Source organism: Szabonella alba (assembly GCF_016765775.1).
GTDB classification, from domain to species: Bacteria; Pseudomonadota; Alphaproteobacteria; order Rhodobacterales; family Rhodobacteraceae; genus Szabonella; species Szabonella alba.
In genome coordinates, this window is record NZ_JAESVN010000002.1 from 617,449 (window position 1) to 632,119 (window position 14,671).

A 14,671-nucleotide genomic window follows, 5' to 3' on the forward strand; every position below is an offset into this window, starting at 1 on the left:
CAGTCTGGTCCTTTCTGCGGCCGCCGGGGCCGTGACAGCTTCAGTCGTCGCGGCGTTCGTTCAGAACCTCACCGGTCATGCGGTCCACATCAATATCCACCTTCTGCCCGTCCGGGTTCAGCGCGTCGATCTCGATACGGTGCGTCTCGACCTCGATATCGATGATCTGATAGCCGCGATCCTCAAACCCCTTGATGACCTCGGACAGGGCCGGGGCATTGGCAAAGGCCGGCGCACCAAGCGCGAAGGTTGTGGCAGAGATGGCAGCGATACGGGTCACTCGGTCAATCATTCGAAGATGTCCTTCCTTTAAGTTAGTGGCAGAAACGCGCACCGCCGGATCTGGTTCCCTGCATCGGTCGATTGGGTGGTGGTTCTGCGCATTTGGTCAGGAAACCGGGGCAAGGCGGCGCAGACTTTGCGTCAGATGATCGGCAAAGGCCTGTGCCGGGGCGCCAAGACTGCGGCCTGCGGCATGGATCAGGGCCAGTTCGCGATGGATCACCGGGGCGCCAAGCGGACGGGCAATCACGCCCGGGGTCAGGCCCGCCCGGACATAGCCGGGCAGAACCGCGATCCCCAGCCCTGCCGCCGCCAGCGCCAGCGCGGTCGCGATCTGTTCCACCTCAAAGGCCGGGCGCAAAGTCAGCCCCGCCGCGTCAAAGCCCAGTTCGGCCGGAAGCCGCAGCGCCGAGGAGGGCGACAGCGCGATGATCGGGTGATCCGCCAGATCGGCCCATCGGGGGCGGTCGGGCAGGGTGGTATCGGCGGCCGCCACGGCCAGCATCTCATCGCGCAGCACGGTTCGGCGGCTGACCTCGGTTTCGCCGGGCGGAAAGGTGCCCAGCCCCAGATCGGCCTGCCCGCCGCGCACCATATCAAGGATCCGCCCCGTCGTGCCATCGGTCAGCCGCAGCGCGATGCCGGGATGGGCGGCGCCAAAGGCGGCAAGGATGCGCGGCAGCACGGTCGCGGCCAGAAAGGGTGGGGCGGCAAGGCGCAGGCTGCCATGGCGCAGCGCTGCCCGGTCGCGCGCGCCCGCAACCGCCCGGTCCAGCGCGGCAAGGCTTTCCAGCGCATCGGCGCGGAAGGCCGCCCCCGCCTCGGTCAACAGGACGCGGCGCGTGGTGCGGTCGAACAGGCGCAGGGTCAGCAGGGTTTCCAGATCGCGGATCGCCTGACTGACGCCCGGCTGCGCCATGCCCAGACGCACTGCGGCCGCCGAGAAACTGCCCGTTTCGGCCACGGCAAGGAAGATCTCGATCTGGCGCAGACTGGGGCGCATGATTTATCGCTTTTGATTATGAATTGATAATTAAGCCATGGATTGAATTATAGGTCCAGCGATGCTTTGCTGATCCCCGCAACAGGGGAGCGATATGGACGGAGCCACCCGCAAATCCGGCTGGATCGGCCAGCGCATGACGCGGCGTGAGGACGCGCGGCTGCTGCGCGGCGAGGGGCGTTTTGTCGATGACATCGCCCCTGCGGGCTGTCTGCATCTGGCCTTTCTGCGCAGCCCGAACCGGGCGGGCAAGATCACCGAACTGGATATCACGGCGGCGCGGGCCATGCCCGGCGTGCGCGCTGTGCTGACGGCTGCCGATCTGGCGGGGACCGGGCAGGCCGGGGTCAACCCGCTGCTGCCCGGCGGGCAGGTCGCCGCGATGGAACTCTTGGCCGGGGACCGGGTTCAGGCGCTGGGTCAGGCGGTTGCGGCGGTGATTGCCGAAACCCGCGCGCAGGCCCGTGACGCGGCAGAGGCGATCCTGCTTGAGGTCGAAGAGGAAGGTACACCGCGCGATGGCGGGCTGATGGCGGAATGGGGCACGCCCCTGCCGCCCTTCGACGAACCCGTGACGGCCCGGATCGACCATGCGCTGCTGGCGCCCTTCGCGCTGGAACCGCGCGCGGCACTGGCCGAACCCGATGGCGCGGGACTGCGTGTCTGGCTGTCCACGCAGACACCGCAGCGCGGGCGCGACGATCTGGCGCTGATCCTTGGCCTGCCCGGCGACCGGATCCATGTCATCGCCCCGGATGTCGGCGGCGCCTTTGGCGGCAAGGCCAGCCTGATGCCCGAGGATGCGGTGACCGCCCTTGCAGCACTGCGGCTGGGGCAGCCGGTGAAATGGACCGCCGACCGGGCTGAGGAGTTTCTGGCCGCAACGCAAGGACGCGGCGCGCTGGTCACGGCGGAAATGGCAGTCGATGTCACGGGCCGCGCGACTGGTCTGCGCGCCGATCTGGCCTTTCCGCTGGGCCATTGGATGCCCTATTCCGCTGCAGCGCCCCTGCGCAATGCCGGGCGCATCCTGCCCGGTCCCTATGCCATTCCCGCCCATGTCCGGGGCGCGGGCCGGATGACCGAAGGGGCCGCCGTCAATATCTATCGCGGCGCGGGGCGGCCCGAGGCGGCCATCCTGATGGAACGGCTGATGGATCGCGCGGCGGCGCGGTTGGGCCTCGATCCCTTGGAAATCCGCCGCCGCAATATCGCGGCAGCGCCCTTGCGGGGCGGCCCTGACCGGCCTTGCTCGGGCGATTATGCCGGGCTGCTGGACCGGCTTGAGGTGGAAACCGGCTATGCCGACCTGCGCGCCCGTCAGGCCGCGCGCCGCGCGGTGGGTGAGGTCTGCGGGCTGGGTCTGGCGCTTTACACCGAACCCTGCGGGCAGGGCTGGGAGACCGCCAGTCTGACCCTGACGCCCACGGGCCGCTTTGCCGCCACGACCGGGGCGTCGGCGCAGGGGCAGGGGCGCGAAACCGCCATGGCGCAGATCGTGGCCGAGGGGCTGGGCATCGACCCCGCGCTGGTCGATGTGGCGCAAGGCGATACTGCCACCACGCCCGAAGGCATCGGCGCATTGGCCAGCCGGTCCACCGCCATCGGCGGGTCGGCCATGTGGCGGGCGGCAGGGGCGATGGCCAACCGCCTGCTGGCCGCTGCCGCCCGCGCGCTGAACGTGGCCGAGGCCGATCTGCGCCTTGCACCCGAGGGGATCTGCGGAAGCGGCGGGCTGCTGCTGGACTGGGCCACCCTTGCCCGCCGTGCCGGCCCGGTCCGCGTCGATATCCGGCATGAGGCGGGGGCCGAGGCCTGGGCCTCGGGCGCGATCCTTGCCGAACTGACGATTGACCCCGAGACCGGCACCCCGCAACTGGAGCGCATCACATGGGTCGATGATGCGGGCACGGTGCTGAACCCGCTGCTGGTCGAGGGGCAGTTGACCGGCGGGGCCGCGCAGGGGATCGGCGCTGCGCTGATGGAGCGGATCGTCTATCAGGATGGCCAGCTTTTGACCGGCAGCCTGATGGATTACGCCCTGCCCCGCGCCGCCGACATGCCGCCCCTGCGCCTTGTCAGCCAGCCCACGCCGTCACCCGCCAATCCGCTGGGCGTCAAGGGTGTGGGTGAGGCAGGGTGTATCGGCATCCCCGCCGCGATCCTCAACGCCGCCATGGACGCGCTGCCGCCGGGCACGCCCGATCTGTCCCTCCCCCTGACGCCGGAAAAGCTCTGGCGCGCGCTGAACGGAATGACGCCATGAAATACGACCGCAAGACCGCCAAATCCTATGCTTTCGCGCATATGCGCGGCATCTGGGCCGCCGCCCTGATGCCCTTCCGCGAGGATGGCGCAATGGATGAGGCTGGATTCCGCGCCAATATGGAGCATTGGATCACCGATCTGGGCATCGACGGCTTCTTCATCGCGGGCAAGCAGGGAGAGTTCTTTTCGATGTCGGCCGAGGAACGAAAACGCTGCTTCGATCTGGCGGTGCAGGCGGCGGACGGGCGGGCGCAGACGATCATGTCCTGTTCCGATCAGAACATGGATGTGGTGATTGATCTGGCGCGCCATGCGCAATCCTGCGGGGCGGATTACATCGTCGTCCATGCCCCGATCCTGCATTTCCACAAGGCGCAGGATGAAACGCTGATGCGCTATTACCAGACCATTGCCGAAAAGGTGGATATCGGCATCGCGCTCTGGTCACATCCTGACAGCGGCTATCTGATGACGCCGCGCCTGTGCAACCGGCTGGCCGATCTGGAAACCGTGGTGGCGATCAAATATTCCGTGCCGCGCCCGATGTATCGGGAACTGACGCAGATGGCCGCCGACCGCATTCTTGTGTCCACCGCGTCCGAGGAGGAATGGCTGGACAATATCGAGGAGCTGGGCTGGCAGCTTTATCTCTGTTCCTCACCGCCCTACCTGATCCAGACCGCGAAAGACCGGCGGATGCGCGACTATACCGATGCCGCCTTTGCTGGGGATTTCGCCCGGGCGCGGGAAATCCGCGACAGTCTCGAACGCGTGCGTGAGGCGCTGCGCGAAACCCGGCCCGCCGAAAAACCCCATGCCCATCAGAAATACTGGCAGGATCTGCTGGGCCAGACCGGCGGCCATGTGCGCGCGCCTTTGCTGGAATTGACCGAGCGGGAAAAGACCCGCACCCGCGCCGCATTTGACGAATGCGGGCTTTTGCTCTGATACTCCAACCTGAAAGGGGACATGCGATGACGAGACTGGCCGCCTTCAATTTCCAGAAATGGATCGACGAGCACAAACACCTGCTGAAACCACCCGTCGGCAACAAGATGGTGTTTCAGGATGCCGGGCTGATGGTCACCGTTGTCGGCGGGCCGAACAAGCGCACCGATTACCATGATGATCCGGTCGAGGAGTTCTTCTATCAGTTGAAAGGTGACATGCTGCTGAAACTGCATGACACCGGGACCGGTGAATTCTACGATGTGCCGATCCGCGAAGGCGATATCTTCCTGCTGCCGCCCCATATCCGCCATTCGCCACAGCGCCCGCAGGAAGGATCCATCGGGCTGGTGATCGAACCTGAACGCCCCGAGGGCGCGCTGGATGCGATCGAGTGGTATTGCTTTGAATGTCAAAGCCTTGTGCATCGCGCCGAGGTGGATCTGACCAGCATCGTCGAGGATCTGCCGCCGATCTACAAAGCCTTCTATGCTGACGAAGACGCCCGAACATGCCCCGAATGCGGTGTGTTGCATCCGGGCAAGGAACCGCCGGAAGGATGGGTTCAACTCTGAATATTTTATACTTGAAATAATAAGGGCGCAACGCCATGCTGACCGGCAAGCAATGCGCCTGAAACCGGGCCAAAACCGGGCCAGACAACCAACGGGAGACGAAAATGAAGAAACTGCTGACTGCTGCCAGCCTTGCCGCCCTGATGGCCGGGCCGGGCCTTGCCGATCCGCTGAAGATCGGTGTGATCACCACGCTGTCCGGCCCTGCGGGCTATCTTGGCGCTGATGCGCGGGACGGAATGCTTCTGGCGCTTGAAATGGGCGAGGGCAAGCTGGGCGGGGTCGAGGTCGAATTCGTGGTCGAGGATGACGGGCTGAACCCCGGCACCGGCCGCCAGATCGCCGAGAAATTCCTGCAGGATGACGGGATGAAGCTGCTGACTGGCATCATCTTTTCAAACGTCGCGGGGGCCGCGATTCCCGATATCGTGGACAGCGGCGCGATCTATGTCAGCCCCAATGCCGGGCCGTCCAATCTGGCCGGTGCGGAATGCCATGAGAATTACTTTGTCGTCAGCTGGCAGAATGACGCCCTGCATGAGGCGGCGGGTGCTGCAGCCAAGGCCAAGGGCCATACCAAGGCCGTGGCGCTGGCACCCAACTATCAGGCGGGCAAGGATGCCATCGAAGGCTTCAAGCGGATGTTCGGCGGCGAAGTGACCGAGATCTACACCCAGCTTGACCAGACCGATTTCGCCAGCGAGATGGCGCAGATCCGCGCGGCAGCCCCTGAGGTTGTGTTCCAGTTCCACCCCGGCGGGCTGGGCATTGCCTTCCTGAAGCAATATGCGCAATCGGGGCTGCAGGGTCAGATCCCGATGGTCCTGTCCGAACCTTCAACCGATGCGGTCGTTCTGCAGGCCGTTGGCGATGCCGCCATCGGCATCACCGCAACCGCCCATTGGAACCGCGATTTCGACAATGAGGCGAACAAGGCCTTTGTCGAGGCTTGGGTTGCGAAACATGGCGACCGTCCGATCACGTATTACGCAAGTCAGGGCTATGACACCGCGCTGCTGATCGCCTCGGCGCTGGAGAAAACTGGCGGGCTGGACGATATCGACGCCTTCCGCGCCGCGCTGCGCGAGGCTGACTTTGACAGCGTGCGGGGCGATTTCGCCTTCGGCGCCAACCAGCATCCGGTGCATGACTGGTATGTGCTGAACATCGTCGCCGGTGAGGATGGCACCCCGGTCGCGGTCACCGACAGTGTCATTCTGGAAGATCACGGCGATTCCTACGCCGAACTTTGCAAGATGTGATCTGCCTCTGGGCCGGGGGCGACCCCGGCCCGTTTCCTTCACCCTGACGGACCGGACAGGCGCATGATCCTGATTGCCGAACAATTGCTCAATGGCCTGCAATACGGGGTCATGCTGTTTCTGCTGGCGGCGGGGCTGACCCTGATCTTCGGGATCATGGGAGTCATCAACCTTGCCCATGGCGCGCTTTACATGGTGGGCGCCTATGCGGGCACATGGGTCGCACTTCAGACCGGCAGTTTCTGGGCGGGCCTGCCTGCGGCGCTGATCGCGGCAGCGGTGACGGGGTTCGTGATCGAGACACTGGTGATCCGGCGGCTTTATGCGCGCGATCATCTGGATCAGGTGCTGGCCACCTTCGCGCTGATCCTGATTTTCAATGAACTGATCACCATCGGTTTCGGGCGGCAACCGGTCTTCACCTCACTGCCTGCGGCCTTCTCCGGCTCGGTCGAATTGCTGCCGGGGCTGCCCTATCCGACCTATCGGTTGCTGATCATCGCGACCGGGCTGGCGGTGGCGGGGGGGCTTTATATCCTGATCAACCGCACGCGGATCGGCATGCTGGTGCGTGCAGGGGCCACCAACCGGGAAATGGTGCGCGCGCTGGGCGTGGATATCCGGCTGCTTTACACCATCGTGTTCGGTTTGGGGGCGCTGCTGGCGGGGCTTGCAGGTTATATGGCCGGGCCGATTTCCGCGGTGCAGGTCGGCATGGGTGAACAGATCCTGCTGGCCACCTTCGTCGTGGTTGTTGTGGGCGGGGTCGGCTCGATCAAGGGCGCCTTTGTGGCGGGCATCGCACTGGGCGTGGCCGATACGATGCTGCGCGCCTTTCTGCCGGGAATGCTGCGGCAGGTGATGAACGCCTCCGAGGCCGATGCGCTGGGCATCGGGATCGCGTCAATGGGGATCTATTTCCTGATGGCGCTGGTCCTCTTGGTGCGGCCGCGTGGCCTGTTCGCGGCGGGGGGCTGACGGGATCATGAGACCGCTTGTCGCCACACTTGTCACCGCAGCATTGCTGTTCTTGTTCTTCGTCCCGATGCTGACCGATCTGGTCGGTCGCCCGTCGCTGCTGGCGCTGGCCTGCCGTATCCTGATCTATGCCATGGCGGCGGCCAGCCTGAATTTCGTGCTGGGCTATGGCGGGATGATCAGCTTCGGCCATGCGGCGTTTTTTGGGGTCGGGGCCTATACGGTCGGCATCCTTTATGCGCATTTCGCCTCGGGCGAATTGCTGTTCGGCTTCATTCCCGGCAGCAATCAGATGCTGATAACCCTGCCTGCGGCGGTGCTGGTTTCGGGCGTGTTCGCGGCGGCCATCGGGGCGCTGTCGCTGCGCACCGGCGGCGTGCAGTTCATCATGATCACGCTGGCCTTCGCGCAGATGCTGTTCTTCTTCTTTGTCGCGCTGAAGGCCTACGGGGGTGAGGACGGCATCATCATCCGCCGCACGAATGAACTGGCGGGCCTGAACATGCGCGACCGGGTGACGCTGTATTACGTCATCCTCGGCTTTGCGGTGCTGTTCTTCCTTGGTCTGTGGCGGATGGTCAATTCGTCCTTCGGGGCGGTGCTGCGCGGCATCCAGCAGAATGAACGGCGCATGGCCGCCCTTGGGTTCGCGCCCTATCGCTACAAGCTTTATGCCTTCATCCTGTCGGGTATGGGGGCGGGCTTTGCCGGGGCGCTGATGGCGAATTTCCTGCGCTATGCCAGCCCCGACATGATGCACTGGACCAAATCGGGTGAGCTGATGATTATGGTCATCCTTGGCGGGGTCGGCAGTTTCTTCGGCCCGATCTTCGGGGCCGCCGCCTTCATGATCCTTGAGACCTTCCTTGCGGGCTGGACTGAACATTGGCAGCTTTTGCTGGGGGCGGTGCTGCTGGTGATCGTGCTGGCCACCAAGGGCGGCATCAACGGCCTGCTGGCCCGCATCTTCCGGAGGGGCGCATGACCATTCTGGCAATTGACGGGCTGGTAAAGCGTTTCGGCGGCCTGCTGGCCACCGATCAGGTGTCCCTGACGGTCGAGGACGGCGAGATCCACGCCCTGATCGGCCCCAATGGCGCAGGCAAATCCACGCTGATCAACCAGCTTTGCGGTGAGATCGCGCCGGATGAGGGGCGCATCCGTCTGGCCGGGCAGGATATCACAAACATGCCGGTGCCGGACCGGGTGGCACTGGGGCTGGGGCGGACCTTTCAGATCACCAGCCTGCTGGGCGACGCGACCTGCCGCCAGAACATCGCGATGGCGGTGCAGGCGCGGCAGGGCGGCAATTTCCGCATCTGGGACCGGATCGCCGGGCGGCGCGACTTGTGGGATCAGGCCGATGCCGTGCTGGACGGCTCGGCGCTGGCGGGGCGCGCGGATGTGGTGGTCCATGACCTCAGCCATGGGGAGCGCAAGCAGCTGGAACTGCTGATCGCGCTGGCCCGCCAACCGCGCCTTCTGTTGCTGGACGAACCCATGGCGGGCCTCGGCCATGCCGAAAGCCAGGACATGATCGCCCGTCTGCGTGAGGTGGGCCGGTCCGTCCCGATGCTGCTGGTTGAACATGACATGGCGGCGGTCTTTGCGCTGGCGACCCGCATTTCCGTGCTGGTCTATGGCCGCATCATCGCCTCGGGCAGCGTGGCCGAGATCCGCGCCAATGCCGAGGTGCGCGAGGCCTATCTGGGCGCGGAGGATGAATTGTGCTGAATGTCGCCAATCTTGCCGCCGCCTATGGCGCCAGTCAGGTCCTGTTCGATGTCTCGCTTGAGATCGGTGAAGGGGAGGTCGTCACCCTTCTGGGCCGCAACGGCATGGGCAAGACCACAACCGTGCGCACGGTGATGGGTCTTCTGGCCGCAAGGGGTGGGACGGTCACCTTTGGCGGGCGGCAGGTGCAGGGCATGGCGCCCGAACGCATCGCCCGGATGGGGGCCGGGCTGGTGCCCGAGGGGCGGCAGGTCTTTCCGACGCTGACGGTGCATGAAAACCTGTTCGCCACGGCGGCGAACCGGTTGAAACGGGACGAGCCCTGGACACTGCAGCGGGTCTATGACCTGTTTCCGCGACTGGGGGAACGGGCGGGCCAGATGGCCGCAACCCTGTCGGGTGGGGAACAGCAGATGCTGGCCGTGGGCCGCGCCCTGATGACCAATCCGGGGCTTCTGATCCTTGACGAGGCGACCGAGGGGCTGGCGCCAGTGATCCGCAGCGAGATCTGGCAGGTGATCGAAAGGCTGAAATCGCAGGGCCAGTCGATCCTGCTGATCGACAAGAATCTGGGCGTGCTGAAGCGGCTCGCCGATCAGCATTACATCATCGAGAAGGGCCGCACCGTCTGGCAGGGAACCGGCGCGGATCTGGACCGCGATGCGGCAAGGGTGCAGGCCTATGTCGGGCTCTGACCTGCGGGTTGTGCTGGTCGGCTGGGGCGCCATCGGGGCGCGGGTGGCGGGCCTTCTGGCTGCACGCGCCTCACCGGTGCGGATTGTTGCGGTCGGGGTGCGCGATACCGGCGCGAAACGGCAGGGGCTGCCGCCGGACACGCGGTTGATCGCCGGTCCAGAGGCGTTGGAGGGCATCGAGGCCGATCTGCTGGTCGAGGCGGCGGGCCGTGCTGCCCTGCGCCCCTGGGCCATGGCAGCGCTGGCGCGGGGCTGGGATCTGGCCATCGCCTCGACCTCGGCGCTGACCGATGCGGATCTGCTGGCTGACCTGCGGGATCAGGCGAAAGCAACTGGCGCGCAGATCCTGATCCCGCCGGGTGCCCTTGGCGGGATCGACGCGCTGGCGGCGGCGTCCCGGCTGAACATGGACATGGTGCGGCATGAGATCGTGAAACCGGCGCGCGCATGGGCGGGCACCGCCGCCGAAGAAGTCTGCGATCTGGCCGCATTGACCGCGCCGCTGACCTTTTTCGAGGGCAGCGCGCGGCAAGCGGCTGACCGCTTTCCGCAGAATGCCAATGTGGCGGTGATCTCGGCCATGGCGGGGATCGGGCTGGACCGGACCATGGTGGCCCTGACCGCTGATCCGGGGGCCACGATGAACCGCCATTCCATCACCGCCCGGGGGGATTTCGGAACCATGACCATCACGCTGGAAAACCGGCCGCTGGCGGGCAATCCGAAATCGTCAGAACTGACGGCTCTGTCGCTGTTGCGGCTGATCGAGAACCGGGCCGGGGGGCTGGTGATCTGATGCGGGATGCCATGAAGGATGAGGGCGGCTGGCCGCGGCGCAGACTGGATGCCGATTACACCGCGCGCGATTGCGTCAGCGCCGATGATTTCGCGCGGATCATCACCGATTATGCCACGCTGTCCCTTCCGGCGAGGGACCTGCCGGGCAGAAGGCCGGGTATCGCCTATGACCCGGTCAGTGACGAACGGATGGATGTGTTCGGGGCGGGTCAGGGCGGCGCGGCCTTTCTGTTCATCCATGGCGGATATTGGCGGGCGCTGTCGCGCGGGCATTCGGCCTTCATGGCGCCGATGCTGGCGGCGCGGGGCATCGCGACCGCCGTGCCCGATTACACGCTGGCCCCGGCGGCCGGCCTGACCGAGATCACCCGCCAGATGCGCACGGCCTTTGCGCATCTGTGGCACAATGCGGGCGATCTGGGCATCGATCGGCGGCGCATCGTGGTGGGTGGGTCCTCGGCAGGCGGGCATCTGGCGGCGGCGCTGGCCATGCCGGGCTGGCAGGCGGAATTCGGTCTGCCGCACGATGCGGTCCATGCCGCAATGCCGGTCAGCGGGCTGTTCGAACTGGCCCCAATCGCCGCCAGCCATGTGCAGGACTGGATGTCCCTGACGCCCGAGGAGGTGCAGCGGCTGAGCCCTGCGCGCCATATCCCCGGCACCGCGCCCAGCCTTGTCGCGCTGGCCGAGGGGGAGACGGCAGGTTTCACCCGGCAATCGGCGGCCTATGCGGCGGCGCTAGATGCTGAATGCCTGACCATTCCGGGGCGCAATCATTTCGATGTGATCCTTGATCTGGCGGATGCAGAAAGCGGGCTGTCCCGGCGACTGCTTGGCTTGCTGGAGCGATGACCGGGCTTTCTAACGAAAGCCTTGTTTCCCTTATCGGGCTTTCTGCCGAAAGCCCGGGCCTCCGGCGGAGGTATTTGGGCCAAGATGAAATGCGCGGGCAGGAGGGTGCGATGCGGCCCGGTGCAAGGGGGGTTTTCCCCGCCGGGATTTGCGATAGCTTGATGTCCATGCTGCGCATCAATGACCAGATCACCCTTGCAGATTGGGAACTGACCGAAAGTTTCACCCGCGCCTCGGGGCCGGGCGGGCAGAATGTGAACAAGGTGGAAACGGCGGTGGAACTGCGGTTCGAGGCCGAACGATCCCCCCATCTGCCCGGGCCGGTCAAGGCGCGGCTGAAGCGGATCGCGGGGCGGCGCTGGACCAATGACGGGGCCATCGTGATCCAGTCGCAGGAAACCCGCAGCCAGATCCGCAACCGCGAACTGGCCCGCGAACGGCTGGCCGAGATGATCCGCGAGGCGCTGATCGCGCCGAAACGGCGGATCGCGACGAAACCCACGCTGGGCAGTCAGCGCCGCCGCATCGCGGCCAAGGTGCAGCGCGGCGCGGTCAAATCGCTGCGTGGCCGACCGGAGATCGAAGAATGACCGAAACCCTTGCCGAACGCCGCGCGCGGCTGATGGGGCCGAATGTGCCGACCTTCTATCGCAACCCGGTGCATATCGTGCGGGGGCAGGGGGTCTGGCTGTGGGATGCGGCGGGTCGGCGCTATCTGGACTGCTACAACAATGTGGCCCATGTCGGGCATTGCCATCCGGCGGTGGTGGGCGCGATTGCCCGGCAGGCGGCAGAGCTGAACACCCATACACGGTATCATCATGATCTGGTGCTGGATTATATCGAGCGGCTGACCGCGCGGCTGGGGCATGGGATCAGTCAGGCGATCATGGTCTGCACCGGGTCCGAGGCGAATGACATCGCGCTGCGCATGGCGCAGGCGGTGACGGGCAAGACCGGTGTGATTGCAACCGACAACACCTATCACGGCAATACGGCGGCAACCTCGGCGCTGTCCTCGCGCCGCCCGCCGATCGGGGGATATCCACCGCATGTCCGGCTGGTGCCCGCACCCGACAGCCTGCGCAATCCCGACCCCGATGGCAGCGTGCTTGCCGGTCATGTCGCCCGCGCGATTGCCGGGCTTGAGGCGGCGGGATACGGGTTTTCCGGCATGATGCTGTGCCCGGCCTTTGCCAATGAAGGCATCCCCTCGGTCGTGCCCGGTTTCTTTGACCGCACAGCGGCGGTGATCCGGCAGGCGGGTGGTCTGGTGCTGTGTGATGAGGTGCAGCCGGGTTTCGGGCGCATGGGCAGTCATTTCTGGGGGCATGAGGCTTTGGGCTTTGCCCCCGATGTGGTGACGGTCGGCAAACCCATGGCCAATGGCCATCCGGTCGCCGCCATTCTGGCCCGGCCTGATGTCATGGCGGCCTTCCGCAATGCGTTCGGCTATTTCAACACCTTCGGGGGCAATCCTGTTTCCGCCGCCGCCTGTCTGGCCACGCTGCAGGTGATCGAGGAGGAGGGGTTGCAGGACAATGCCGCCCGCGTCAGCGCGCATGGGATGGACCGGTTGCGCGCGCTGCGCCATCCGCTGCTGGCCGAGGTGCGGGGGGCGGGGCTGTTCTTCGGCGCCGAATTCGTGCTGGACGCCGACCAGACCCCCGCCACGGATTTTGTCGCCGATCTGGTTGAGGCGATGGTGGCGCGGGGGTTTCTGCTCAACCGGATCGGGCGGGCGGGAAATACACTCAAGATCCGACCGCCCATGCCCTTCGGCATTGCCGAAGCTGATCTGCTGATGGATGCGCTTGAGGCGGCTCTGGCCAGCACCCCGGTGCGCGCATGACCCTTGCCGCCCTTGCGGCGCAGGCGGCGGCGCATTGGGGGGGCAGGCCGCTGGCGCTGATCCGCAACCGTGAGAACGCGGTCTTTCGCATGGAATTGCCCGGGGGCAGAAGGGCGGCCTTGCGGCTGCACCGGCAGGGGTATCAGAGCGCAAGCGCCATCGGGTCGGAACTTTGGTGGTGCGGGGCGCTGGCGGCGCAGGGACTGCCGGTGCCCCGCCCGCTGCCGGGACGCGATGGCGGGCTGCTGATGCGGCTGGCGGGGGGGCGGCTGGCCTCGGCGGTCGAATGGCTGCCTGGGGATCCGCTGGGCGAGGCGGGCAAGCCCCTTGCCGCCCCGGTTGAGATGCAGTTGCGCCGCCATCACGCGCTTGGCCGTCTTCTGGCGCGGATCCATGATGCGACCGACGCGATGCAGATGCCCGGCACGTTCGACCGGCCTTGCTGGGGTCTGGACGGATTGCTGGGGGATACCCCGTTCTGGGGACGGTTCTGGGAACACCCCGCCCTGACCGCGCCCGAGGCCGCGCGGATGGCCGGGGTTCGGCTTGCCCTGCGCGACCGGCTGGCGGGGGCGCTGCAGGGGCAGGTTCCGGCTCCGGTTCATGCCGATGTCCTGCGCGAAAATGTGCTGGTTGCGGGTGAAACCCTGTCGCTGATCGACTTTGACGACTGCGGAACGGGGTTTCGGCTTTACGATCTGGGTACGGTTCTGTCACAAAACCTTTACGAAGCCGCGCGGGAGGAGATCCGCGCCGCCCTGATCGAAGGATACAGCACCCTGCGTCCCGCCGACCCGGCCCTTGTCGATCTGTTCACGCTGGCGCGCACGCTGGCCTCGGTCGGCTGGACCATGCCGCGCCTTGCCCCGGATGATCCGGTGAACCGCAGTCATATCGCGCGGGCGCTGCTCTGCGCCGACCGGGTTCTGGGATGATCGGTCGCTGGCTTCGGTCCTTGCGCGCCTTCCTGCGCCCGCCCCCCAAGGTGCAGGCCGCCGCCCTGTGCCTACGCGCCAATGCTGCCAGAAAATCCGGTGAGAACGAGGTTTTGCTGATCCGTTCCCTGGACAGTGGCCGCTGGATCATTCCCAAGGGCTGGCCGGTCAAGGGCGAAAGCTTGGCCCGTTCTGCCGCGATCGAGGCCTGGGAAGAAGCCGGGGTGACGGGGCGTATCGGCGATGAGGCCATCGGGTGGATCCGCTATGACAAGCGGCTGAAGGGCGGGCTGGAAGAACCCTGCGAGGCGCATGTCTTTGTGCTGACGGTCGAGGATGAGGCCCGCGACTACCCCGAGGCCGGGTTTCGCACACGGCGCTGGTTCAGCCCGGAACGGGCCGCAGAAAAGGTGGATGAGGCCGATCTTGCCGACCTGATCCGGCGGTTCGGCGTCTGAGATGCCGCCTATTTGCGTTGTCACCGGGGCC

At 66.0% G+C, this 14,671-nt stretch carries 16 protein-coding genes; 14 read left to right on the forward strand and 2 right to left on the reverse strand.

Annotated features, from left to right (window positions below):
* Positions 1 to 40: 40 nt before the first annotated feature.
* Together JL811_RS07410 and JL811_RS07415 are read right to left on the reverse strand one after the other, a co-directional pair.
* On the reverse strand, positions 41 to 292 hold the full coding sequence (locus tag JL811_RS07410) for a PepSY domain-containing protein (RefSeq protein ID WP_202687840.1): 252 nt from the start codon (positions 290 to 292) through the stop codon (positions 41 to 43).
* A 96-nt stretch (positions 293 to 388) separates the two neighbouring features.
* A complete protein-coding gene (locus JL811_RS07415) occupies positions 389 to 1,285 on the reverse strand; it encodes a LysR family transcriptional regulator (protein ID WP_202687841.1) in 897 nt (298 codons plus the stop codon).
* Positions 1,286 to 1,379: 94 nt separating this feature from the next.
* On the opposite strand from JL811_RS07415, the gene JL811_RS07420 reads away from it, so the two are divergent.
* The 14 genes from JL811_RS07420 to JL811_RS07485 all read left to right on the forward strand — a co-directional run bounded on the left by JL811_RS07420 (position 1,380) and on the right by JL811_RS07485 (position 14,640).
* Complete coding sequence (locus JL811_RS07420) at positions 1,380 to 3,551, forward strand: xanthine dehydrogenase family protein molybdopterin-binding subunit (RefSeq protein WP_202687842.1); 2,172 nt, start codon at positions 1,380 to 1,382, stop codon at positions 3,549 to 3,551.
* Positions 3,548 to 4,501, forward strand: coding sequence for a dihydrodipicolinate synthase family protein (locus JL811_RS07425; protein WP_202687843.1), 954 nt, complete (start codon positions 3,548 to 3,550; stop codon positions 4,499 to 4,501). The genes JL811_RS07420 and JL811_RS07425 overlap by 4 nt, the downstream gene beginning before the upstream one ends.
* 26 nt (positions 4,502 to 4,527) lie before the next feature.
* Positions 4,528 to 5,076 (forward strand): 3-hydroxyanthranilate 3,4-dioxygenase, encoded by a 549-nt coding sequence (locus tag JL811_RS07430; protein WP_202687844.1) that lies wholly within the window; start codon positions 4,528 to 4,530, stop codon positions 5,074 to 5,076.
* Positions 5,077 to 5,180: 104 nt separating this feature from the next.
* Positions 5,181 to 6,338 carry an ABC transporter substrate-binding protein gene (locus JL811_RS07435; protein ID WP_202687845.1) on the forward strand — a complete coding sequence of 386 codons (1,158 nt, stop codon included), beginning with the start codon at positions 5,181 to 5,183 and terminating at the stop codon, positions 6,336 to 6,338.
* Positions 6,339 to 6,401: 63 nt separating this feature from the next.
* Positions 6,402 to 7,316 carry a branched-chain amino acid ABC transporter permease gene (locus JL811_RS07440; RefSeq protein WP_202687846.1) on the forward strand — a complete coding sequence of 305 codons (915 nt, stop codon included), beginning with the start codon at positions 6,402 to 6,404 and terminating at the stop codon, positions 7,314 to 7,316.
* 7 nt (positions 7,317 to 7,323) lie between these two features.
* Positions 7,324 to 8,301: a branched-chain amino acid ABC transporter permease gene (locus JL811_RS07445; protein WP_237684839.1), complete on the forward strand. Its 978-nt coding sequence runs from the start codon at positions 7,324 to 7,326 to the stop codon at positions 8,299 to 8,301.
* Positions 8,298 to 9,050, forward strand: coding sequence for an ABC transporter ATP-binding protein (locus JL811_RS07450; RefSeq protein WP_202687847.1), 753 nt, complete (start codon positions 8,298 to 8,300; stop codon positions 9,048 to 9,050). The genes JL811_RS07445 and JL811_RS07450 overlap by 4 nt, the downstream gene beginning before the upstream one ends.
* Entirely contained in the window at positions 9,044 to 9,745 is a 702-nt protein-coding gene (locus JL811_RS07455; protein ID WP_202687848.1) for an ATP-binding cassette domain-containing protein, read from the forward strand. Before JL811_RS07450 ends, JL811_RS07455 begins: the two co-directional genes overlap by 7 nt.
* Positions 9,732 to 10,541 (forward strand): aspartate dehydrogenase, encoded by an 810-nt coding sequence (locus tag JL811_RS07460; RefSeq protein WP_202687849.1) that lies wholly within the window; start codon positions 9,732 to 9,734, stop codon positions 10,539 to 10,541. Before JL811_RS07455 ends, JL811_RS07460 begins: the two co-directional genes overlap by 14 nt.
* The gene (locus tag JL811_RS07465; protein WP_202687850.1) at positions 10,541 to 11,395 is read left to right on the forward strand and encodes an alpha/beta hydrolase; all 855 of its coding nucleotides are present in this window, start codon (positions 10,541 to 10,543) and stop codon (positions 11,393 to 11,395) included. Before JL811_RS07460 ends, JL811_RS07465 begins: the two co-directional genes overlap by 1 nt.
* A gap of 167 nt (positions 11,396 to 11,562) precedes the next feature.
* Complete coding sequence (gene arfB, locus JL811_RS07470; RefSeq protein ID WP_202687851.1) at positions 11,563 to 11,985, forward strand: alternative ribosome rescue aminoacyl-tRNA hydrolase ArfB; 423 nt, start codon at positions 11,563 to 11,565, stop codon at positions 11,983 to 11,985.
* Positions 11,982 to 13,247 carry an aspartate aminotransferase family protein gene (locus tag JL811_RS07475; RefSeq protein ID WP_202687852.1) on the forward strand — a complete coding sequence of 422 codons (1,266 nt, stop codon included), beginning with the start codon at positions 11,982 to 11,984 and terminating at the stop codon, positions 13,245 to 13,247. The genes arfB and JL811_RS07475 overlap by 4 nt, the downstream gene beginning before the upstream one ends.
* On the forward strand, positions 13,244 to 14,182 hold the full coding sequence (locus JL811_RS07480; protein WP_202687853.1) for a phosphotransferase enzyme family protein: 939 nt from the start codon (positions 13,244 to 13,246) through the stop codon (positions 14,180 to 14,182). The genes JL811_RS07475 and JL811_RS07480 overlap by 4 nt, the downstream gene beginning before the upstream one ends.
* The gene (locus JL811_RS07485; protein ID WP_202687854.1) at positions 14,179 to 14,640 is read left to right on the forward strand and encodes an NUDIX hydrolase; all 462 of its coding nucleotides are present in this window, start codon (positions 14,179 to 14,181) and stop codon (positions 14,638 to 14,640) included. The genes JL811_RS07480 and JL811_RS07485 overlap by 4 nt, the downstream gene beginning before the upstream one ends.
* The last annotated feature ends 31 nt before the right edge of the window (positions 14,641 to 14,671 follow it).